Annotated in this window: 20 protein-coding genes and 1 pseudogene; 19 read left to right on the forward strand and 2 right to left on the reverse strand. The window is 70.0% G+C overall.

Annotated elements, in window-relative coordinates; all coding sequences use genetic code 11:
* From ACFYPN_RS03400 to ACFYPN_RS03455, 12 genes are all read left to right on the forward strand, one after another.
* A complete protein-coding gene (locus tag ACFYPN_RS03400; RefSeq protein WP_389296596.1) occupies positions 1-432 on the forward strand; it encodes a TadE/TadG family type IV pilus assembly protein in 432 nt (143 codons plus the stop codon).
* Between the two features lie 76 nt (positions 433-508).
* A complete protein-coding gene (locus ACFYPN_RS03405; protein ID WP_358760477.1) occupies positions 509-1,846 on the forward strand; it encodes a CpaF family protein in 1,338 nt (445 codons plus the stop codon).
* 11 nt (positions 1,847-1,857) lie between these two features.
* The gene (locus ACFYPN_RS03410; protein ID WP_358760478.1) at positions 1,858-2,790 is read left to right on the forward strand and encodes a type II secretion system F family protein; all 933 of its coding nucleotides are present in this window, start codon (positions 1,858-1,860) and stop codon (positions 2,788-2,790) included.
* A 13-nt stretch (positions 2,791-2,803) separates the two neighbouring features.
* Entirely contained in the window at positions 2,804-3,691 is an 888-nt protein-coding gene (locus ACFYPN_RS03415) for a DUF5936 domain-containing protein (RefSeq protein WP_358760479.1), read from the forward strand.
* Positions 3,692-3,730: 39 nt separating this feature from the next.
* Positions 3,731-5,125 carry a sensor histidine kinase gene (locus tag ACFYPN_RS03420; protein ID WP_389296597.1) on the forward strand — a complete coding sequence of 465 codons (1,395 nt, stop codon included), beginning with the start codon at positions 3,731-3,733 and terminating at the stop codon, positions 5,123-5,125.
* Between the two features lie 53 nt (positions 5,126-5,178).
* On the forward strand, positions 5,179-6,210 hold the full coding sequence (locus ACFYPN_RS03425; protein ID WP_389296936.1) for a response regulator: 1,032 nt from the start codon (positions 5,179-5,181) through the stop codon (positions 6,208-6,210).
* 255 nt (positions 6,211-6,465) lie between these two features.
* Positions 6,466-6,696 carry a hypothetical protein gene (locus ACFYPN_RS03430; RefSeq protein ID WP_389296598.1) on the forward strand — a complete coding sequence of 77 codons (231 nt, stop codon included), beginning with the start codon at positions 6,466-6,468 and terminating at the stop codon, positions 6,694-6,696.
* Entirely contained in the window at positions 6,696-7,304 is a 609-nt protein-coding gene (locus ACFYPN_RS03435; RefSeq protein WP_389296599.1) for a pilus assembly protein TadG-related protein, read from the forward strand. The genes ACFYPN_RS03430 and ACFYPN_RS03435 overlap by 1 nt, the downstream gene beginning before the upstream one ends.
* A 29-nt stretch (positions 7,305-7,333) precedes the next feature.
* Entirely contained in the window at positions 7,334-7,948 is a 615-nt protein-coding gene (locus ACFYPN_RS03440) for a hypothetical protein (protein WP_389296600.1), read from the forward strand.
* 8 nt (positions 7,949-7,956) lie between these two features.
* Positions 7,957-8,607: an OmpA family protein gene (locus tag ACFYPN_RS03445; RefSeq protein ID WP_389296601.1), complete on the forward strand. Its 651-nt coding sequence runs from the start codon at positions 7,957-7,959 to the stop codon at positions 8,605-8,607.
* Between the two features lie 420 nt (positions 8,608-9,027).
* Positions 9,028-9,321 carry a hypothetical protein gene (locus tag ACFYPN_RS03450; RefSeq protein ID WP_389296602.1) on the forward strand — a complete coding sequence of 98 codons (294 nt, stop codon included), beginning with the start codon at positions 9,028-9,030 and terminating at the stop codon, positions 9,319-9,321.
* A gap of 514 nt (positions 9,322-9,835) precedes the next feature.
* Positions 9,836-10,390 carry a hypothetical protein gene (locus tag ACFYPN_RS03455; protein WP_358760485.1) on the forward strand — a complete coding sequence of 185 codons (555 nt, stop codon included), beginning with the start codon at positions 9,836-9,838 and terminating at the stop codon, positions 10,388-10,390.
* An 89-nt stretch (positions 10,391-10,479) separates the two neighbouring features.
* On the opposite strand, the gene ACFYPN_RS03460 is transcribed toward ACFYPN_RS03455, so the two are convergent.
* The gene (locus ACFYPN_RS03460) at positions 10,480-10,854 is read right to left on the reverse strand and encodes a DUF192 domain-containing protein (protein ID WP_358760486.1); all 375 of its coding nucleotides are present in this window, start codon (positions 10,852-10,854) and stop codon (positions 10,480-10,482) included.
* A 272-nt stretch (positions 10,855-11,126) separates the two neighbouring features.
* On the opposite strand from ACFYPN_RS03460, the gene ACFYPN_RS03465 reads away from it, so the two are divergent.
* The 7 genes and pseudogenes from ACFYPN_RS03465 to ACFYPN_RS03495 form a co-directional block, all read left to right on the forward strand.
* Positions 11,127-11,885 (forward strand): A24 family peptidase, encoded by a 759-nt coding sequence (locus tag ACFYPN_RS03465; protein ID WP_358760487.1) that lies wholly within the window; start codon positions 11,127-11,129, stop codon positions 11,883-11,885.
* Positions 11,886-12,082: 197 nt separating this feature from the next.
* Positions 12,083-12,919, forward strand: a complete 837-nt coding sequence (locus ACFYPN_RS03470) for a class I SAM-dependent methyltransferase (protein ID WP_358760488.1) — start codon at positions 12,083-12,085, stop codon at positions 12,917-12,919.
* An 86-nt stretch (positions 12,920-13,005) separates the two neighbouring features.
* Positions 13,006-13,470 (forward strand): hypothetical protein, encoded by a 465-nt coding sequence (locus tag ACFYPN_RS03475; RefSeq protein ID WP_358760489.1) that lies wholly within the window; start codon positions 13,006-13,008, stop codon positions 13,468-13,470.
* A gap of 595 nt (positions 13,471-14,065) precedes the next feature.
* Positions 14,066-14,827, forward strand: a complete 762-nt coding sequence (locus ACFYPN_RS03480) for an isoprenyl transferase (RefSeq protein WP_358760525.1) — start codon at positions 14,066-14,068, stop codon at positions 14,825-14,827.
* A 521-nt stretch (positions 14,828-15,348) separates the two neighbouring features.
* The gene (locus tag ACFYPN_RS03485) at positions 15,349-16,665 is read left to right on the forward strand and encodes a PhoH family protein (RefSeq protein WP_358760490.1); all 1,317 of its coding nucleotides are present in this window, start codon (positions 15,349-15,351) and stop codon (positions 16,663-16,665) included.
* Between the two features lie 413 nt (positions 16,666-17,078).
* The gene (locus ACFYPN_RS03490) at positions 17,079-17,801 is read left to right on the forward strand and encodes a lytic transglycosylase domain-containing protein (RefSeq protein WP_358760491.1); all 723 of its coding nucleotides are present in this window, start codon (positions 17,079-17,081) and stop codon (positions 17,799-17,801) included.
* Between the two features lie 146 nt (positions 17,802-17,947).
* Positions 17,948-19,366: pseudogene (locus tag ACFYPN_RS03495) on the forward strand (AI-2E family transporter); the annotation flags it as partial.
* A 356-nt stretch (positions 19,367-19,722) separates the two neighbouring features.
* Here ACFYPN_RS03495 and ACFYPN_RS03500 read toward each other — a convergent pair.
* Positions 19,723-20,256 carry an alkyl hydroperoxide reductase gene (locus tag ACFYPN_RS03500; RefSeq protein WP_358760493.1) on the reverse strand — a complete coding sequence of 178 codons (534 nt, stop codon included), beginning with the start codon at positions 20,254-20,256 and terminating at the stop codon, positions 19,723-19,725.
* Between the last annotated feature and the right edge of the window lie 4 nt (positions 20,257-20,260).

The raw sequence follows: 20,260 nt of genomic DNA on the forward strand, positions 1-20,260 counted from the left end.
ATGACGACCACGACCTCTCCCGAGCGCCCCACACCCTCCTCGCGCCCCGCACCCTCCTCACCCTCTGCCCTCCTCTCCGTACGCCGCGACCGCGGGCAGGTCGCCATCGAGTACCTCGGCTTCCTCCCCCTGCTGCTCCTGGTCGGGATGCTCGCCGTCCAGCTGGGCCTCGCCGCGTACGCGGCCAACCAGGCGGGCACCGCCGCCCGGGTCGCGGCCCGCAGCGCCGGCCAGGACTATCCCCGCGGGGACGCCGCGCAGAACGGCCGCGACGCCATCAGCGACTGGCTCACCGGCAGCGACGAGTTCCACATCAGCCTCTCCGGCGGAGCCAGGGAGGTGACCGCCACCGTACGGATCAAGGTCCCGAGCGTGGTGCCCGGCGTCGACTGGTCCTGGGCCGAACGCAGCGCCACCTTCCCGAGAGGCTGACCGCGCCCCTTCCCGTATCCCTGACCTGACCCCCGCCCGCCGCACCGCCCGGAAAGCCAGAGAGAGAGTCACGCACATGAGCCTGCGGGCACGCATCACCGCTCCCGAGGAGAACGGCGGGGCACGCGAGGACGGCCACATGGTCGCCCTCTACCGGGCCAAGCTCCTGGAGGAGATCGACCTCGCGGAGATGTCCTCGCTGGCCGCCGCCGACCGGCGGGTACGGCTGGAGCGCGTACTCGGCCACATCATCAGCCGCGAGGGCCCCGTCCTCTCGACGGTGGAGCGCTCGCAGCTCATCCGCCGCGTCGTGGACGAGGCCCTCGGTCTCGGCATCCTGGAGCCGCTGCTCGAGGACGCGTCCATCACCGAGATCATGGTCAACGGCCCCGACCAGGTCTTCGTGGAGCGAAGCGGCAAGGTCGAGCAACTGCCCCTGCGTTTCGGATCGCACGACCAGCTGATGCAGACCATCGAACGGATCGTCTCCACCGTCAACCGCCGTGTGGACGAGTCCAACCCGATGGTCGATGCCCGGCTCCCCAGCGGCGAGCGCGTCAATGTGATCATCCCGCCGCTGTCGCTCACGGGTGCGACGCTCACCATCCGCCGATTCCCCCGCTCCTTCACCCTCCACGAGATGATCGGCTTCGGATCGCTCGACGAACAGATGCTGGTGCTGCTCGCCGGGTTCGTCCAGGCCAAGCTCAACATCATCGTCTCGGGTGCCACCGGTACCGGGAAGACCACCCTCCTCAACGCGCTCTCCGGGCTGATCCCGAACAACGAGCGCATCGTCACCATCGAGGACTCCGCCGAACTCCAGCTCCAGCAGAACCACGTGATCCGGCTGGAGTCCCGCCCCGCCAACGTGGAGGGCAAGGGCCAGATCACCATCCGCGACCTGGTGCGCAACTCCCTGCGCATGCGGCCCGACCGCATCGTCGTCGGTGAGGTCCGTGGCGGCGAGTCGCTCGACATGCTCCAGGCGATGTCCACCGGCCACGACGGCTCGCTCGCCACCGTCCACGCCAACAATGCCGAGGACGCGTTGATGCGCCTCCAGACCCTCGCGTCGATGTCCGAGATCTCGATCCCGTTCGAGGCGCTGCACGACCAGATCAACAGTGCCGTCGACATCATCGTCCAGCTGACCCGGCACGCCGACGGAACACGCAAGATCACCGAGATCGCCGCGCTGGACTCGCACGGCCGCGACCCCTACCGCATCGTGAGCGTCGCCCGCTTCAACGCGCAGCCGATGGCCGCCGACGGCAGGATCTACGGCCAGTTCCAGTACCTCCCGCTGCCCCGTCGCATCGCCGACCGCCTCTACATGGCCGGCCAGCCCATCCCGCAGGCCTTCGGCGTCGCCATGCACTCCGACCAGCTCGCCACCCGAGAGGCCATGTAGGTACCCCCGCCATGAACTATCTCCCTCTGATCACGGTCGGCGTGACGCTGCTCTGCGGCCTCCTCGGCGTCTGGGGCCTGTACGCCTACACCGGCGGCAAGGCGGACCGCGACGCGCTCGTGGACCGGCTGTCGTACACCGGGCACGCCGCGAAGAGCAGCAGGCGCTTCGCGGGCCTCGACCGACGACTGCGGACGACCACACTCGGCCGGAAACTCGAACTCAAGCTCGGGGCAACGGGTCTGGAGATCACCCCGGGCGAGTTCCTCGTGTACGCGATCGCGGCGATGGCGATCCTCTGGGCCGTCGCCTCCTCGATGCTGGCGGCCTTCTTCGGTCCGGTTGCCGCACTGATCGGGCTGTGGGCGACGAACGCCTTCCTCAACTGGCAGCGGACCAAGCGGACCGAGCGGTTCATCAACCAGTTGCCGGAACTCTCCCGCATCCTCGCCAACGCCACCCAGGCGGGACTCGCCCTGCGCACCTCGCTCGCCATGGCGGCGGAGGAGCTGGAGAACCCCGCCGGGGAGGAGTTGGCCAGAGTCGCCCGTCGGCTCGCCGTCGGCGAGTCGCTGGACGATGCCCTCAGTGAGCTGACCGATCGTCTGCCCTCCCGCGAACTTGCCGTACTGGTCAGCACTTTGGTGCTCTCCAACCGGGCCGGCGGCACCGTCGTCAGCTCCCTGCGCAACCTCACCGAGACTCTGGAGGAGCGCAAGGAGACCCGCCGCGAGGTCAAGACCCAGCTGTCGCAGGTCACGGTCACCGCCTACGCGGTTCCGATCTTCGGCCTCGGCGCGATGCTGCTGATGAACGCGGTGATGCCCGGTGCCCTCGACCGTATGACCGGCGCCTTCCTCGGCCAAGTCGCCGTGGTGGTCTCCATCGCCCTGTACACGATCGGGTTCGTCGTGATCCGTCGTATGTCCCGTATCGACGTCTGAGGGAGGAACGGACATGGACCTGCTGCTCGCCGTGGGCATGGGGATCGCCGTCTACGGCATCATCTACGGCTACCGGATGTACCGTGCCGAGGCCAAGCTGCCCACCGACCTCGCCATCGCTCTCGAGGTCGGTGCCACCCGCACCTCTGCCGTCGGCTCCGGCATCGACCGGCTGGGCATGCGCTGGGCTCCCGCCGTACTGCGCATGATGGGCGAGAAGGCCGTCAACAAGAAGCGCCGCCAGATCGACATGGCGGGCAACCCCGGCGGCCTCACCATCGACCGTTACGCGGCCCGGCGCGCGGTCTACGGAGCGCTCGGCATGTTCGGCGCTTTCGCGATGCTGCTGCGCGGGCAGATCTTCCTCGCTCTGCTGATGGTCGGCTTCGGCCTCTTCTGGGTCGAGGCGGGCATCTGGTCGGCGGTCCGGGTACGTCGCGAGCACATCGAGCGGACCCTCCCGGACTTCCTGGACGTCCTGGCAGTGGTCGTTTCCGCAGGCCTCGGATTCCGGCAGGCGCTCGGACGCGTCGCCGACAAGTACGAGGGCCCTTGGGCCGACGAACTCCGGATCACCCTCCGGCAGATGGACATGGGTGTCAGCAGGCGCCAGGCCTTCGACGAACTGCGCAGGCGCAACGACTCCGAGCAGGTCGCCATGTTCGTCACCGCGCTCCAGCAGGGCGAGGAACTGGGCGCACCGATCGTCGACACGCTGATCCAGATCGCCAACGACATGCGGCGTACGGACGCACAGAACGCCCGGCGGAAAGCGTCCCGGGCCGTGCCCAAGGCGACCTTCGCCGTCACGACCTTCCTCCTGCCCGGCACCCTCGTCCTGCTCACCGTGGGATTCATCTACGGCGCCAACGTGGACTTCGGATTCGTGACGGGCGGATGAGAGGAGCGACCGGGTTCCAGCGCGAAGGGAGGTGGGGCGGTGCCGCGCCGACGGACAGCAGGGCGGCAGTCCTGGGTCGGTGAACCGACCCGTGCGGCGGACGAGGCACCGTCGCAGCCGGCGCTGGCCATCCAGGTCAACGCGCTCCAAGCCATGTGCCGCCAGGTCTTCGGGTTCCGGCTCGCGATGATCGCCATCGCCACTCCCTTCGCCATCGCCCACACCGCCCCGGGAGCGGCAACGTGGCTGATCGGGGGAGCGATCCTCGTCACCTTCATGGGGTCGTACGCCCTCTTCCGGGACTGGGAACGCTTCGGCCCCCAGTTGCTGCGTCACCGCTGGGTCCTCGCGGTGGACGTCTCCCTCGGGGCACTGCTCCTGATCACCGCCACCCCCGAATCGACACTCGCCTACGTCACCGTGTGCACGCCCCTGCTGGCCGGCCTCGTCTACGGCTGGCGGGGCGCGGCGGTCTTCGCTGCCCTCCAGACCGTCATCGTGCTGGGCGTGTACAACACCGTCCCCGGCCTCAGCAGCGGCGACGGCACGGTTCTGCTCCTCCCGGGCTTCTGCGTGATCGCGGGCGCAGTCGGTGTCACCCTGCGCAACCTCCTTCTCCGCTTCGGCACCGCGAGCCAGGCGCTCACGGAGACGCGGGCACGCCTCGCCATCAGCGAGGCGGTGGAGGAGGAGCGCACGCGTCTCGCGCGCGAGATGCACGATTCGGTGGCGAAGACCCTGCACGGCCTCGCGCTGGCGGCGGAGGGCCTCGCCCATTCGGCCGGCCGGGCGGACCCCCTCACCATCCGGAGCCAGGCCGAACTCGTCGCGAGATCCGCCCGCCGGGCCGCCGCGGAGTCACGCGAACTCCTCACGGATCTGCGCAGGGAGTCGGGGCTGGACGGTGGAGTGGACGTCATGTCGGAACTGCGTTTCAGAGCAGCCGATTTCGAGGCCCGGCACTGTGTCTCCGTCGTCTTCCAGATCTTCGGCACATCGGCCGTCCCGCCCGTCCCCCAGGTGGTCGCCCGTCAGCTGCTGACCGTCGCTTCCGAAGCCATGGAGAACGCGTACCGACACGCGGACCCCGGCTATCTCGTCGTCATGGCGGGCATGAAGGACGACATCCTGCGCGTCAGCGTGTACGACGACGGCCGGGGGCTGCCGGCCGGCACCACACTCGACAGCCTCCGCCGGGGCGGCCACTTCGGCCTGGTCGGCATGGTCGAACGAGCGGCGTCCATCGGCGCACGGATTCGGATCGGCAGGGGCAGAGCTTCCCGAGGCACCGAAGTGCGCGTCGACCTCCCGCTCGCCGCTCTCACCGCCGGTGCGTCGACAGCCGACCCTGCGCACTCCGCGCACTCCGCGCACTCCGGGGGCGAGGCGGCCGATGTAGGCGCTCATCCCCACAGCACCGCACGACGAGACTGAGAGGAGGCCGCAGCATGTCAGCAGAGAGCGCGCCCTCAGCGGGTTCACATCGGATGTCGTCGGGCCCCTACGCCGCCCAGCACATCCCAGGGCCCGCGCCGGGCCCCACTGCGCCGGGCCCCACCGCGCCGGGCCCCACTCCGCAGGGCTCGGCCGTCCCCGGACCGGGCACGGCACCCGAGACCCCGCTCTCCCCGTTCCCGCCGCTCGCAGAGAGCCTGCCGCCGTTGAGAGTGGTGGTGGCCGACGACAACCCCGTGGTCCGCGCGGGCCTCGGCGCGCTCCTGTCGGGACGCGCCGACATCGAAGTGGTGGCAGAAGCGGTGGACGGTCGGCAGGCCTGGGACCTCACGCTGCTGCACCGCCCTGACGTCGTACTGCTGGACGTCCGCATGCCCGGGGTCGACGGCATCTCCGCCTTGCCCCACCTGGTACGGATCTCCCCCGTGCTGATGCTGACATACAGCCGCGAGAGCGAGATCGTGCAGGAGGCGCTGCGGTTGGGGGCAGTCGGCTATCTCGTGCACGGCGAATTCACCGCCGACCAACTCGTCGAGGCCGTACGGGGCACCAAGCACGGTCGTGCCCACTTCACCGCCTCGGCGGCAGACGCGCTGCTCGCGCACATACGCCAGGACGACCCGGGGCGCCGCGATCTGCTTCCCGACGGGCTGGGCGCGGGTATGACCTCGGAGACCACCGAGCGAGGCACCGGGTCCCAGGAGCCGGCCGTCATGGACGGGCGGCCCGGTCAGTTCACCGATGCGTTCGAGCATGGGGCGACTGAAGGTCTTTCGCGACTGCAACCACTTGTGGGACAGTCGTTTTCGATCGGGAGGTCGGCGGATGCCTCCAATCGGCATCAGTTCGGGCTGAGTTCGCGGGAGGTGGAGATCATGGAACTGATTGCGGCCGGGATGAGCAACCAGCAAATCGCTGCCACGTGCTTCATCAGCGAGAAGACCGTGAAGAACCACATCAACCGCATCTTCACCAAGCTGCACTGCCGCACCCGCAGCGAGGCCATAGCCCGCTGGCTGGGCACCGCGCCGGGGGCCGGAGCGGGCCACTTCGGAGGGCGGTAGGGATGGGTACCGAGAGCAGCAGAATTTCGTCGGCTGCGCGGGCGCGGCGGCGCCTCGCACGTAACAACCGGGCCCAGAATGGGTATTGGGCCCGCGAATGGGCCCTGGGGCCCTCTGGCGATCGGGCCGCACAGTCGTATGTTTCTCACGTTGCGGGCGGCACCGGCCGGGAGGAAGCCGGTACCCGAAGCGACATCACAGGGACGTGCGAGTCGGCCGGCAAGCGGCCGACCGGACCAGGAGGGGACCACCATCATGTCGAACATCACTCTGAAGACCGCCGTCCGCGTGAACGGCTGGGCCAACACGGCGGTTTCCGCGATCCGGAAGCGGTACGAGGCGACGGACCGAGGCCAGACGGCGTTCGAGTACCTGGGCATCATCCTGGTGGTCGTGGCGATCATCGGCGCGATCGTGGCGACGGGCATCGGTGGTGCGATCTCCGGTCGTATCAGCGGCCTGGTCAACTCGATCACCGCGAGCTGATGTTTGAGCGAAATCGGCGCGACAGAGGGCAGGCCTTCCCCATCTACATCATGATGGTGGCGGGCCTGCTCTTCCTCGCGTTGGCCTTCTTTGCTGTCGGTAAGGCCTCTGCAATCCGTAATGGCGCCCAGGGTGCAGCAGATGCTTCCGCCCTGGCGGCGGCGCAGACAGCCCGCGAGCAGTTCGAAGCTCCGTTCATCGCGGCCCTATGGACCGACTCGATCGACATGTTCCTCAACCAAACCCCTCTACACACAGGATGCGTCGCGGCTCAGGGGTTGGCTTCGGACAACGACGCGGATCTCCGGGATTGCTTCTCGCGCGAGGGCGGCGACCGTGACACGTACACGACCATGGTGGAGAGCCGGGACAGTGTGGACTCTTCGGTGATACCGGGGTCCGACCGCATCGAGGCCAAGGCGACGGCGACAGCCATTGTCGAGTTCAGGTGCCGCTGGACTGCTGTCGATCTGAACGACGACGGCGTCAAGGATGTCTACTTCTTCACCTGTGATGGCGGAAAGATGGCAGAGATCCGCCCAAGCAGCCCACCGCCATGGTCCAGCGTGAGCAAAATTCTCTTCGACGTGCACTTGGTCGACAGTTGACAGCGAACAACGAGTAGAGGAATCGACCCATGAGCATTCGGCGCACCACGACACCCCGTAGGGCGGTGACTGCGGCCTCCATGGTCGCGGCAGCCATCCTTGCGCTGGCCGGCTGCGGAGGCGACGAAGGCGGTGAAACGCAGGGTCAGGCTTCGACACCTGCGTCGGCTTCGGCCAGTCCTTCCGACGAGAACAAGGGGGCGCAGCAGGAAGACACCGCTGCCGGGGAGAATGTCGACCCGAATGTGAAGCTGGCCGAGGTCCAGGGCCAGGGGGGGCTCACTCTCGTTATCCACCAGGTGAAGCGTGACGCGGGGGGGTTCCTCACCGTGCAGGGCGAGATCACAAACGGTGGAGATCAGGCACGCAACACTTCAAGTTGGGTCGGGCAGGAATCTGCCCTCGTCGCCAAGAATCCCAATTCCGTAGCAGGTGCGACCCTGGTCGATAAACAGGGGAAGAAGCGGTACTACGTGTTGCGAGACACCGACGCCCGGTGCCTGTGCACGACGGAGATCCTTCCGCTGGCGCCCGGCAAGTCGACCAGCGTCTTCATGCAGTTCCCCGCGCCGCCTCAGACCACGACCGAAGTCGACTTCACACTCCCGACGTTCGCGACCGCGTCGCTGAAGATCTCGGGGTGATCGGTCACATGAAGGTTCTGCAGCGGCCGTCGCCAGGTCAGCGAGCCGGTCGAGTTGTTGTGGCCGCAGTGCTTCTCACCGGAATGTCGGTCTTCGGAGTCACCTCCTCCTCGTACGCCGACGACGGCCCCAGCACGCCCCCGGGCACCGAGGCCACCTCCGAGGCCCCCGTCCCCCTCGACGCCAACGATCCCGACCTCAAGATGCCCGAGGGCGGCACGCTCGCCCCCGGCAAGGTGCTCGACATCGTCCAGGTCGTCGAGGACATGGGGGGTGAGGAGCGGCGGGAGGACTCGAACCAGTCCATCAAGTTCGCGCTTCAGGCCGAGGTGCTCTTCGGTAAGGACAGTGCGAAGCTCAGTCCGCAGGCGAACTCCCGGATCGAGGCGATCGCGGCCGAGATCAAGGCGCAGAACGCCACCCAGGTACGGATCTTCGGCTTCACGGACAACCTCGGCTCCTCGGCACACGGCGACACGCTCTCCAAGCAGCGCGCCGAAGCCGTGCACGCCCTGCTCTCGAAGGAGTTCGGCGCCGAGGTCACCTTCGAGATCCGTGGGTACGGCGAGGAGTACCCGATCGCCGACAACAGCACCGAGGAAGGCCGGAAGAAGAACCGGCGCGTGGAGGTCTCCTTCCCGCGCGGTGCCACTTCCTGAAGCGGTGAACTGCTGGAGAGCTTGAACCGCTGAGCAGCTGGTGCGGCGGACCCGGATCACGAGCAGCAACTCGTGCTCCGGGCCCGCCCGTCCGGGCGGATCGGCACGTCTGCGGACGGAGCACCTGCCCGCAGATCTCCCGCGTGGAAGCTCCCCCGAGGAGTCTGCCCGTTTGGGTCCTCCGCTGAGCCCAGGGGCCCAAGACCCCACCGCATGACGGAGTTAGCGTCAGTCCGGTGGGTCAGCCTGTCGCCGTCCTCGTCCCCGGCCTGCTCCGGTGCCTGCACGCGCTGCCCGAGCTGCACGGGCCCGGAGCCGTCGCCGGCCTGGACGTGCTGGCCAGGACCGGTGCCCGCGCGCTGTACTCCGCGCTGGTCCTCGCAGCCTGCCCGGGGGGACGGCGGCGGGCCGGGAGGTGCGGTGGAACCGTCCCTTTTCGCGCGGGACTTCGCACGGGAGATGTACCTTCACGGTGCGAAGCGACTCCCGGCGGAGGAGGACGGCGCGCAAGACCGTGATGTGTCGCTGATCATGTCGTTGACCGCGTCGGAGCTGCCCTCGTCGGAGCTGACCGCGTCGGAGCTGCCCTCGCTCCGGGCGAAGGCGGCCGAAGAGGGGCGGTACCGGCTGGCCCTGGCTGTCACCGGGTGCGCCGCGCAACCGCTCGGTCCGGCGGGGAACCGGGGGAGAGGCGGTCTGCGGCGTCCCGCCTGACCCCGCACCGCGTCCCTCGACACCACCCCGGCGCCGTCTCATCAATCTCATTCGTCGCGCCCGTCGCGCCCGTCGCGCCCGTCGCCCCGTCGCATCCGGCGCGTCCTTGCGCCCGGCACCCTGCGGCACGGAGGCGTTACACAGGACACGGGACGTGACCCCGGGCGAAACCCGGAGCGTGCAGGGTAGAAGCACGCGACAGACGGTGGGGGCACAGGTGTGCGGAGCAGAGGACGGACGGTGGGCGATGCGAAGACGGCCCGGGAGGGCGGCGGTCGGGCTCGTCGCCGTCGCGCTCTGTCTGGTGGCGACGGCCTGCGCACCGGGGGGCGGAGGGGCCGGCCGGGCAAGCAGTAATCCGGGGCTCACGAACGGGAACGGGAACCCCGCCGCTCCATCCCCCACTCCCGCGCCCCTCACTCCCGCATCCCCCACTCCCGCATCCCTCGCTCCCGCCTCCACCGCCCCCTCCGGCCCGACGGTCCCCGGGACCTCCACGCCCTCCCCTTCCGCGATGGCCGTACGCGGTAATGAGCTGAAGGGCTACGTCATCGCGCCCCTGTCGTACGAGGAGGTACGCGGCACCGAGCGGTCCGAGGACCCCGCCTGCGCCCCGCTCGCCGATCTGGTCGACCTGACTCCCGAACCGGCCCCCGCCGACTTCCTGTTGCGCACCGCCGTCGACGCGTCCCGTGCCGGGCGGGACGACCAGACCGTGGTGACGCTGCTGGTGGCGGCCTACGCCGACGGCGATGCCGCATCGCTCATGGACCGGCTACGGCGGGCCGTGGAGGTCTGTACGGGCGGCTTCGGCACCCGGGGGGAGGACGGGCCGGCCACCTACGCCTCCGTCACGACGCTGCCCGCCCCGCGCGTGGGCCAGGAGGCACTGGCGTACCGGATGGTGTGCGACCGGGGCGGGCACCGGAGCCCGCTGGTGTTCACCGTCGTACGGAGCGCGGGCGCCGTCGTCGTCTTCAGCGCGGCCAACTACCTCGACGGCGAGGTCCCCGAGATACCGCCCGCGCTCGTCACCGCGCAGGCCGCCAAGCTCCCGCCCGCCGTGTGAGGCTCCCGCCCCTCTCGCGATTCTCCCGCCCCCTCAAGGAGCCCCTGCGGCCCCCGAAGCCCGCCGATGCCCAGCACCGCGCCGGGAGTTCAGTCGCCGAGGGGCTCCCGCGACACCGCCACCCGGACGCCCGGCCGCAGCCCCCACGTGGCCATCGCTCCGGCCTCCGACTCCACCGCGTGGCGGGCACGCAGCCGGGGCAGACCGAGTCGGCCCGGCTTCATCGTGCGGACGGCCAGCACGTTGAACTTCCGGTCCAGGTAGGCCACATCGATGGCGAACCGCATCTTGAAGGTGTGGACGCTCGAACAGGGCGTGAGCCACAGCGCCCCCTCGATCCCGTCCTGCCCCAGCAGCCCTCGGGTGCGCGCCCGGTACGAGGCGGCCACCCGCAGCGGGACCACCCGCGCCTCCTCGCCCGTACCCACGGTCAGTGTTCCGTCGCCATCACACCATCTGCCCATGGGCACCGACCGTAGCGCCCACCGGAAGGCTCCGCGCCGTCTCCGACGAAGATCCCGATTCGCCCGGAGGCAGCCCTCTCCGGCGAAGATCCCGACTCGACCGGAGGCAGCCCGCTCCGGCGAACACCCCGACCCGGCCGGAGGCAGCCCGCTCCGGCGAAGATCCCGACTCGACCGGAGGCAGCGCCCGGCCGCCCACCACCCGTACGGGCCGCCCGCTGTGGGCCCTGGGGCCCAAGACCCGTGTGGGGCCCTGCGATTAGGGTCGGTCCGTGGACGCCACCTGGATCACCGTCGTGACCCTCGCCGCCGTCTGGGGCGCTGCCACCGGGCTGCTGATTCCGCGTGCCGCGTACCGGTTCTCGGTGGAACCGGAAGAGGGGTGGCGGGGTGCGTGCCCCGCCGGGCACCCCTTCCCCGGTGCCGGTCCCAGCCGTGGGTGGCTGGGCGCCGCGCGCTGCACGGTCTGTACGACGGCCGGCTCCGCCGCCGCCCCGTACGCGCCGCAGATCCTCCTCGCGGTGGTGACCGCTGCGGCCTGCGCCGTGCTGGCCGCAGCCACCGGTACGCGCCCCGAACTGGCCGTCTGGCTGCTGCTCGCCCCCGTTGCCGTACTCCTCGCCGCCGTCGACCACCGCGTCCACCGCCTGCCGGACCAGCTGACGCTGCCCCTGGCCGGAGCCGCCGTCGTGCTCCTGGGCGTGGCGTCCCTGTTGCCGGAGCACGAGGGGTCCTGGACCGGTGCGCTGCTCGGCGGCGCCGCGCTGGGCTGCTTCTACCTGGTCCTCTACCTGATCAACCCGAACGGGATGGGCTTCGGCGACGTGAAGCTCGCCCTCTCCCTCGGCGTGGTGCTCGGCTGGTACGGCTGGCCGGTGCTGGTGGCGGGAGGGTTCGCCGGGTTCTTCTTCGGCGCGGTGTACGGCCTCGGGCTGCTGGTGCTGCGGCGCGCGAACCGTCGTACGGGTATCCCGTTCGGCCCCTTCATGATCGCGGGCGCGCTGACCGGGATCGTCCTGGGTGCCCTGTGACACCCGAGTGGGCTCCCGCCGCGCGCCGACAGGGCCGTCCGCCGCGCCGTCGACCTCCGCCCCCGCTCCGTCCCCGCCCCCTGCTCCGTCCCCGCCCTCTGCTCCGTCCCCATCCCCATCCCCATCCCCATCCCCGTCCCCGGCCCTCCGCCGCAAAATCGATCGCGGTGGCCGTCCCGCCCTGCCACTCTGCGAACATGCCGCAGCAGCCCGAGTTCCCGGCCTCCTCTCCACCCCTCACCGATGCATCCGCCGAGCGGTTCGCCGCGCTGGTGACCGAAGCGGAGGCGGCGCCGCTGGACGGCTGGGACTTCTCCTGGCTGGACGGGCGGGCGACCGAGCAGCGCCCCTCCTGGGGGTACGCCCGCTCCATGGCCGACCGGCTCGGCCGGGCCACCGCCGCGCTCGACATCCAGACCGGCGGCGGAGAGGTGCTGGCCTCGGCTCCCGTGTTCCCGCCGCTCATGGCGGCCACCGAGTCCTGGCCGCCGAACGTGGCCCGCGCCACCGGCCTGCTCCATCCGCGCGGAGCGGTGGTGGTCGTGGACTCCGACGAGCCGCCGCTGCCGTTCGGGGACGGCGCCTTCGACCTGGTGGTCAGCCGCCACCCGGTGACCACCTGGTGGCAGGAGATCGCCCGGGTGCTCGCGCCGGGCGGTACGTACTTCTCCCAGCAGGTGGGTCCGGCGAGCGTCTTCGAGCTCGTCGAGCACTTCCGGGGTCCGCTGCCGCCCTCGGCGTACGCCGCCCGCGACCCCCGGCGGGCCCGCGCCGACGCCGGGGCGGCGGGGCTGGTGGTGACCGACCTCCGGTCGGAGTCGCTGGACACCGCGTTCTTCGACATCGGGGCCGTCGTCTATTTTCTCCGCAAGGTGATCTGGATGGTTCCGGACTTCACCGTCGACGCCTACCGGCCGCAGCTGGAGTCGCTGCACCGGCGGATCGAGACCGAGGGCGCGTTCGCCGCCCGCACCACGCGCTACCTCATCGAGGCGCGCAAGCCGACAGGACGACCGCAGCACGGCCTTGGGTGAGGAAATCATGAACCTCCCTCTCCTCGCGCCGTCTTGTGCCGCGCAGTGCGATCCTGGACGAGTTGTACGGAGAGAGGGAGCGTGTCGTGGGGAGCGAGCAGTCCGGGGGGACGGCCGGCCGGCACCGCTCGGGGAGGTCCGATTGGCTCCGGGGCGCCCGGATCATCGGTGTTCACGGTGTCTTCTACCGCCCGGACGGCCGGGCCGGCGGCCCCGAAGCGGTGGAGTTCGTCCTCGCCGACGACCGGTCCGTCCTGATGACCTGCGCCACCGACCGGACGCTCCGGGTGACCGCCGGCACCTGGCCCCGGCTCCCCGACTGGTGCGTGCCCGCCGGGCTCTGGGCGCACGGCTCGCTGACCGGCCTGCCGCCCGCCCGGTACGGGGGAGGCCGGACGGTCACCGGTGCGCAGGAGACGCGGGACGAGAACGACGAGGTGCGCGAGGCCGTCATCCGCTGCGAGGACGGCGACTTCGTCGTCGTCGCCGGGGACGCGCTCGTCATCCGGTTCCACCCGAACCGAAGCGATACGGACCCGGGCCCCCGCTGAACGCCGGACCGACCCCGGGGCGGACCCCCGACAGAACCCCACTGGAACCCCGGGCCGGCCTCGCACCGGACGCCGGACGAGCACCGAATCCCCGCCCCACACGCCCCGGAATGCCGGATTCCCTGCCCGCTACGGAGTCCGCCGAATCCGGAGAGTAGTGGTGGAGTGGCGTGGCGGCCAAGAACGCTCACGAAGGGTTAGGGTGGAGTTCCCCCCCTCGGGCCGGTCCGTATCCCCCCACGGACCGGCCCGTTTTTTGGGCTCTCGTTCTGTGTGTCCCCGCCCTTTTCGCACCGCCCGGAACCTCCGGCGCGCGCCGGTACTCCCCGGAGTCGCCGGACGACACGGTGGTACGAGCGGCTGGGGGGTGTCCACATTTCTCTGGTTCTCGCGGAGTTGTGACAGACCGGGTTGGGCCCGTACCGCCTTCCCGCAGTAATGTGACGGCTTCGGGGGAATGCCGGCGCGAGGCGCGGCACACGTCCGCGCGGGGCCGTGCGGACGTGGCGGCGAACCTCCCGCGGGGCGGTCCCCGCACCCCTGTGACAGGGGCAGGCGGGCCGATGACCCGAACGGAACCGAGAGGGTGAACTCAGTGAACTTGCGCGACCTGGTGTACGGGCTCTACGCACGCCGGGTGGAGGGCCGGCTGGACCACTCCCAGGTGCCGAAGCACATCGGAGTCATCCTCGACGGCAACCGCCGCTGGGCGAAGGCGTCCGGTGGTTCCGCGGTTCAGGGGCACCAGGCCGGTGCGGACAAGATCTCCGAGCTGCTCGGCTGGTGCAACGAGACCGATGTCGAGGTCGTCACCCTCTGGCTGCTGTCGACGGACAACTTCGACCGCCCCGAGGCCGAGCTGAAGCCGCTCCTCGGCATCATCGAGAACACCGTGAGCAATCTCGCCGCGGACGGCCGCTGGCGGGTCCACCACGTGGGCACCATGGACCTGCTCCCCGCCCAGACCCAGACTGTCCTCAAGGAGGCGGAGCAGGCCACCGCCGACGTCGACGGGATAATCGTGAACGTCGCGGTCGGCTACGGCGGCCGCCAGGAAATCGCCGACGCGGTCAGGTCGCTGCTCCTGGACCACTCCGACAAGGGCACCACCTTCGAGGAGCTGGCCGAGGTCGTCACCACCGATCTCATCTCCGAGCACCTCTACACCCGCGGCCAGCCCGACCCCGACCTCGTGATCCGTACGAGCGGCGAACAGCGCCTCTCCGGATTCATGCTGTGGCAGAGCGCCCACTCCGAGTACTACTTCTGCGAGGTCTTCTGGCCGGCCTTCCGCAAGGTCGACTTCCTCCGGGCGCTGCGCGACTACGCGGCCCGCCACCGCCGCTACGGCGCCTGAGGGCCATAGCGCCCGGAGCATCCGGCCTCTCCTCTATACGTACGCAGTACGCACCCACCACGGATTCGCCGCCCCGCGGATCCGCACGCCCCACGGATCCGCACGCCCTACGGATCCGCACCCACCACGGATCCGCACGCACCCACGAGGGCGTCCCCACCGACCGGGGGCGCCTTCGTGGCGGTCCGCCGCCCGTCGCCCCGCCGTTGCCGCGTGTCCAACTGGGCGTCCCGGGACGGTGGTGCAACCTGTGGCATGGCTTCGGGCGTTCGAGGGAATACCCCTGACAGGTCGACGTCCGGTCAGTAACCAGGCGGACGTCGCAGTACGTGGACGGCCCACCGGACCGTCCACCCGGGAGGCCCTTTGCACACGAAGGACCGTACGCACCGTACGTCCGACGCGGAGGGCCGGCGTTCGGCCCGCGCATTCGGGTCCCAACCCGGTCCGTCCTCTTCCTCCGGGAAATTCCGCGACGTCCGTCGCACTCCCCGACCTCGTCCGAGGGGGTACGTCCTTCCGTGGTGACCAGCTCAAAGCGCCGCATGCCCGACAGGCGCACCTATGTTCTCGACACCAGCGTCCTGCTGGCCGACCCCAACGCCATGACGCGCTTCGACGAGCACGAAGTCGTGCTGCCGATCGTCGTCGTCACGGAGTTGGAGGCCAAAAGGCACCACCCGGAGCTCGGTTACTTCGCCCGGCAGGCCCTGCGCCTGCTGGACGACTTCCGTGTCCGGTACGGCAGGCTCGACGCACCGATTCCCCTCGGGGATCTGGGCGGCACGCTCCGTGTCGAACTCAACCACTCCGACCCCGGCGTTCTGCCCGCCGGCTACCGGCTGGGGGACAACGACTCACGGATTCTCGCGGTGGCGCGCAATCTCCAGGCCGAGGGGTACGACGTCACCGTCGTATCCAAGGACCTCCCGCTGCGCATCAAGGCGTCCTCGGTCGGGCTGCTCGCCGAGGAGTACCGCGCCGAACTGGCCATCACCGACTCCGGTCACACCGGGATGGCCGAACTGTCGCTCTCCGGTGAGCAGGTGGACCTGCTGTTCTCGGAGGAGACGCTCTACGTCCCCGAGGCGGCCGAACTCCCGGTGCACACCGGGCTCGTGCTCCAGTCCGAGCGGGGGAAGGCGCTCGGCCGGGTCACGGCGCAGGGCAACGTCCGTCTGGTGCGCGGGGACCGGGAGGTGTTCGGCATCCACGGTCGCAGCGCCGAGCAGCGGATCGCGCTCGATCTGCTGCTCGACCCGGAGGTCGGCATCGTCTCGCTCGGCGGCCGGGCGGGCACCGGCAAGTCGGCACTGGCGCTCTGCGCGGGCCTGGAGGCCGTCCTGGAGCGCCGCCAGCACCAGAAGGTGATGGTCTTCCGGCCGTTGTACGCGGTTGGCGGGCAGGAACTGGGCTATCTCCCGGGCAGCGAGGCCGAGAAGATGAGCCCCTGGGCGCAGGCCGTCTTCGACACGCTCTCGGCCGTGGCCGGGCGTGAGGTGATCGAGGAGGTCCTGGGACGCGGGATGCTGGAGGTCCTGCCACTCACCCACATCCGGGGCCGCTCGCTGCACGACGCGTTCGTGATCGTCGACGAGGCACAGTCCCTCGAACGCAATGTCCTGCTGACCGTTCTCTCCCGTATCGGGGCGAATTCGCGGGTGGTGCTCACCCACGACGTGGCCCAGCGGGACAACCTCAGGGTCGGCCGGTACGACGGAGTGGTCGCCGTCGTCGAGAAGCTGAAGGGCCATCCCCTCTTCGCCCACGTGACACTCACTCGCTCCGAGCGTTCACAAATCGCCGCACTGGTGACCGAAATGCTCGAAGAGGGATAAATAGGCGACAGATTCGGCGATCTGTCCCGCATGTCCACGGAGGCCGCCCGGCGAGCGAAGCAGCTTAGCCGGGCACCTTCATGTCGCGCCGTCATTTCCGTCAAACGGGTGGCATAAGGAGCGTGTGAGCTTTCCCACGCAACAGAGAATTGCTTCTCGGCGTCCATGTCCGGCAGAGTCTTGCTTCCGTCAGGCCCCGCATACGGAAACCGGGCACCTTCCGAGGTGCTCCGCACCACACAACTCAACAACCGATCTCCGTATGCCGCCCGCGAGCACCACGCGGCACTTCCGCGAGGAAGTTGCCCACCGGGCCCGTGTCTCCCGTGACCCAAGCAGTAGGGAGGCCAGTGTCAGAGGGCACGATCGCGCCCGCGAGGTCACCTAAGCGGGCGATGCTGGAAGGACACCGTGTGAGCCGGATCTCGGTCCGGGGGTTCGCAGTGGCATCAGCCACCGCGGTCACCACCGTTGGCGCCGTCGTAGGCGTTGCTGCGGGCAGCACTCCCGCTGCCGACGACAACAACTTCGAGGCCACCGCAGCCGACACCACGCTGCTCGCAGACATTCCCGTGGGCCAGCAGGCCCAGGTCCAGACCGCTTCGCTGACGCAGCAGGCCGATGCCCAGGCATCCGCCGCCGACGCCGCCGCGAAGAAGTCGGCCGAGGAGTCGGCCCGCCTTCAGGCCGCCAAGGACGCCAAGGTCAAGAAGCAGGCGGCCGAGGACCAGGCGGAGAAGGAAGCCAGGGAAGCCAAGGAAGCCCAGGAGGCCAAGGACGCCCAGGAGCGTGCCAGCCGCTCGGCCGTGCGCGACGCCACGTCGTTCGCCGCCCAGGGCTCGTACTCGGTCGCCGAGGTCCAGGCGATGGCGCGGCAGATGATCCCCGCCGACCAGTTCCAGTGCTTCAGCAACATCGTGAACCACGAGTCCACGTGGAACTACCGCGCGGTCAACGCCTCCTCCGGCGCGTACGGTCTGGTCCAGGCGCTCCCGGGCTCCAAGATGTCGTCCGCGGGCGCCGACTGGCAGACGAACCCGGCCACCCAGATCAAGTGGGGCCTCAGCTACATGAACGGCAGCTACGGCAGCCCTTGCGGCGCCTGGTCGTTCTGGCAGTCCAACCACTGGTACTAAAGCCTTTCCGCTGCACACTCCGATGCCCCGCACCGTTCGACGGTGCGGGGCATCGTGCGTGGGGGACGTGTCACCCATGTACGGTCGCATTCCGGCCTTTCGGGGGTAGACGGTCGGTGCACACCCACGGGGGAGAGGGCCCACGTATGTCGAAACTGCCCGGTTGGCTCGGACGCGCCGGGGCCGAACTGACGGTCCTGGCTGCCCGGCTGGAGGAACGGCGGGAGCAAGCCGCGCGCGAGGACGGGGAGTCCGGGCACGCCCACGCCCACACCCACTTCCCGCACCTCCACGCGCACTCCGGTCGTCACGCCCCCGAGGCCGCCCCGGCCGCGAAGAGCGACCCCGACGCGCCCCCGCAGGTCCCCGCACCGCCCGCCTACGCCCCCGACGTCGCAGCCCGGCCGGATCCGGTGGCCGCCATCCCCTGGGGCATGCGGGTCGCCGCGGAGGCCGGCTGGCGGCTGCTCGTGCTGGCGGGCACCCTCTGGGTGCTGATGCGCGTCATCAGCGCCGTCCAGCTCGTGGTGCTCGCCTTCGTGGCCGCCCTGCTCGTCACGGCGCTGCTCCAGCCGACCGTGGTGCGCCTGCGGCGGTACGGCCTGCCGCGCGGTCTGGCCACGGCCGTCACCGCGGTCCTCGGCTTCGTCATCATGGGGCTGGTCGGCTGGTTCGTCGTCTGGCAGGTGATGGACAACCTCGACACGCTCTCCGAGAAGGTCCGCGACGGCATCGACGAGTTGAAGCGCTGGCTGCTGGACAGCCCCTTCCACGTCACCGAGTCGCAGATCAACGACATCGCCAAGAACCTCAGCGACACGATCGGCACCAACACCGAGGAGATCACCTCCGCCGGGCTCCAGGGCGTCACGGTGATGGTCGAGTTCCTCACCGGGATGCTGCTCGCGATGTTCTCGACGCTCTTCCTGCTCTACGACGGCAAGCGGATCTGGCAGTGGACCCTCAAGCTGGTCCCCGCCCCGGCCCGCCCGGGGGTCGCGGGGGCAGGACCGCGCGCCTGGCGCACCCTCACCGCCTACGTGCGGGGGACCGTGATCGTGGCGATGATCGACGCCATCTTCATCGGGCTCGGGATCTGGTTCCTCGACGTGCCGATGGCGGTTCCGCTCGCCGTGTTCATCTTCCTCTTCGCCTTCATCCCGCTGGTCGGCGCCGTGGTGTCCGGGGCGTTGGCGGTGGTCGTCGCGCTCGTCACCGAAGGGGTGTTCACCGCCCTCATGGTGCTGATCGTGGTGCTGGCGGTGCAGCAGATCGAGGGGCACATCCTCCAGCCGTTCATCCTCGGCCGGGCGGTGCGGGTCCACCCGCTCGCCGTGGTCCTCTCCGTCGCCGCCGGCGGGATGGTCGCGGGCATCGGCGGCGCGGTCGTCGCCGTACCGCTGGTCGCCGTCACGAACACGGTGGTCGGTTACCTGCGGTCGTACAGCAGGCGGGCGGCCGAGCGGCACGCGCCGCAGCCGCACGGCGCCTCCGCGCTCGACGTGGCCCCCACCCCCGCCCCCGGCACCCCGCCCGAGGACCGGTACGACGAGTCGTACCCGAGTGACGCGGACGGCCGGCCGAGCGGTGCGGAGAAGACCGGTGCGGCCGGGGATTCCGGCGCCTCCGGAGAGGCCGACGGCGCTCCCGGGGACGCGGTAGACGGTGCGGAGACCGCCCGCGAGCCCCAGCATGCCCAAGAGCCTCAGCAGCCCCAAGCGGCCCAGCATGCCCAAGAGCCCCAGCAGCCTCAGGGGTCCGGGGAGCCCGGCGAACCGGGAGGACCGGCGGAGAGCCCGGACCGTCCGGACCGCCCGTAGGGGCCCGTGCCCGAGAGGCCCGCGCACGAAAAGCACGAAAAGAAGGGCCCCACGGACGGTCGGTCGTCCGCGGGGCCCTTCTCGTACAAGGTACCGCTGTCCTATTCGGCGAGCACGGCCTCGGCTTCGAGGGTGACGCCGACGGCCTGGATCACCGAAGCGATCTTCACGGCTTCCTGAATGGTCTCACGGTCCACGCCGGCCTGGCGGAGCACCTGCTCGTGGGAGTCCAGGCACTGGCCGCAGCCGTTGATCGCGGAGACGGCGAGCGACCACAGCTCGAAGTCGACCTTCTCCACGCCCGGCTTGCCGATGACGTTCATCCGCAGACCCGCGCGGAGGTTGCCGTACTCCGGGTCCGACAGCAGGTGCCGGGTCCGGTAGAAGACGTTGTTCATCGCCATGATGGCGGCGGCCGACTTCGCGGCGTTGTACGCCTCCGCGGAGAGGTTGGCCTTGGCCTCCGGCTCCAGCTCGCGCAGAACCTTCGGCGAACGCGAGGCGATCGCGCAGGCGAGCACGGTGCCCCAGAGCTGCTGCTGCGGCAGGTCGCTGTTGCCGATGACCGAACCGAGGTTCAGCTTCAGGTCCTTGGCGAAGTCCGGTACGGCGGACTTGAGTTCGTCGAGTGCCATGGTG

Origin of the sequence: Streptomyces sp. NPDC005576, from assembly GCF_042871745.1 — a bacterium.
In the GTDB taxonomy this organism is placed as follows: Bacteria; Actinomycetota; Actinomycetes; order Streptomycetales; family Streptomycetaceae; genus Streptomyces.

Bases quoted from the DNA above. Each gene is read 5' to 3' on its own strand.
- ACFYPN_RS03430 (WP_389296598.1), top strand. From the start codon at position 6,466: ATGTCGAACATCACTCTGAAGACCGCCGTCCGCGTGAACGGCTGGGCC.
- ACFYPN_RS03415 (WP_358760479.1), top strand. From the start codon at position 2,804: ATGGACCTGCTGCTCGCCGTGGGCATGGGGATCGCCGTCTACGGCATC.
- ACFYPN_RS03400 (WP_389296596.1), top strand. From the start codon at position 1: ATGACGACCACGACCTCTCCCGAGCGCCCCACACCCTCCTCGCGCCCC.
- ACFYPN_RS03405 (WP_358760477.1), top strand. From the start codon at position 509: ATGAGCCTGCGGGCACGCATCACCGCTCCCGAGGAGAACGGCGGGGCA.
- ACFYPN_RS03445 (WP_389296601.1), top strand. From the start codon at position 7,957: ATGAAGGTTCTGCAGCGGCCGTCGCCAGGTCAGCGAGCCGGTCGAGTT.
- ACFYPN_RS03425 (WP_389296936.1), top strand. From the start codon at position 5,179: ATGTCGTCGGGCCCCTACGCCGCCCAGCACATCCCAGGGCCCGCGCCG.
- ACFYPN_RS03455 (WP_358760485.1), top strand. From the start codon at position 9,836: ATGGCCGTACGCGGTAATGAGCTGAAGGGCTACGTCATCGCGCCCCTG.
- ACFYPN_RS03440 (WP_389296600.1), top strand. From the start codon at position 7,334: ATGAGCATTCGGCGCACCACGACACCCCGTAGGGCGGTGACTGCGGCC.
- ACFYPN_RS03500 (WP_358760493.1), bottom strand. From the start codon at position 20,256: ATGGCACTCGACGAACTCAAGTCCGCCGTACCGGACTTCGCCAAGGAC.
- ACFYPN_RS03410 (WP_358760478.1), top strand. From the start codon at position 1,858: ATGAACTATCTCCCTCTGATCACGGTCGGCGTGACGCTGCTCTGCGGC.
- ACFYPN_RS03460 (WP_358760486.1), bottom strand. From the start codon at position 10,854: ATGGGCAGATGGTGTGATGGCGACGGAACACTGACCGTGGGTACGGGC.
- ACFYPN_RS03435 (WP_389296599.1), top strand. From the start codon at position 6,696: ATGTTTGAGCGAAATCGGCGCGACAGAGGGCAGGCCTTCCCCATCTAC.
- ACFYPN_RS03470 (WP_358760488.1), top strand. From the start codon at position 12,083: ATGCCGCAGCAGCCCGAGTTCCCGGCCTCCTCTCCACCCCTCACCGAT.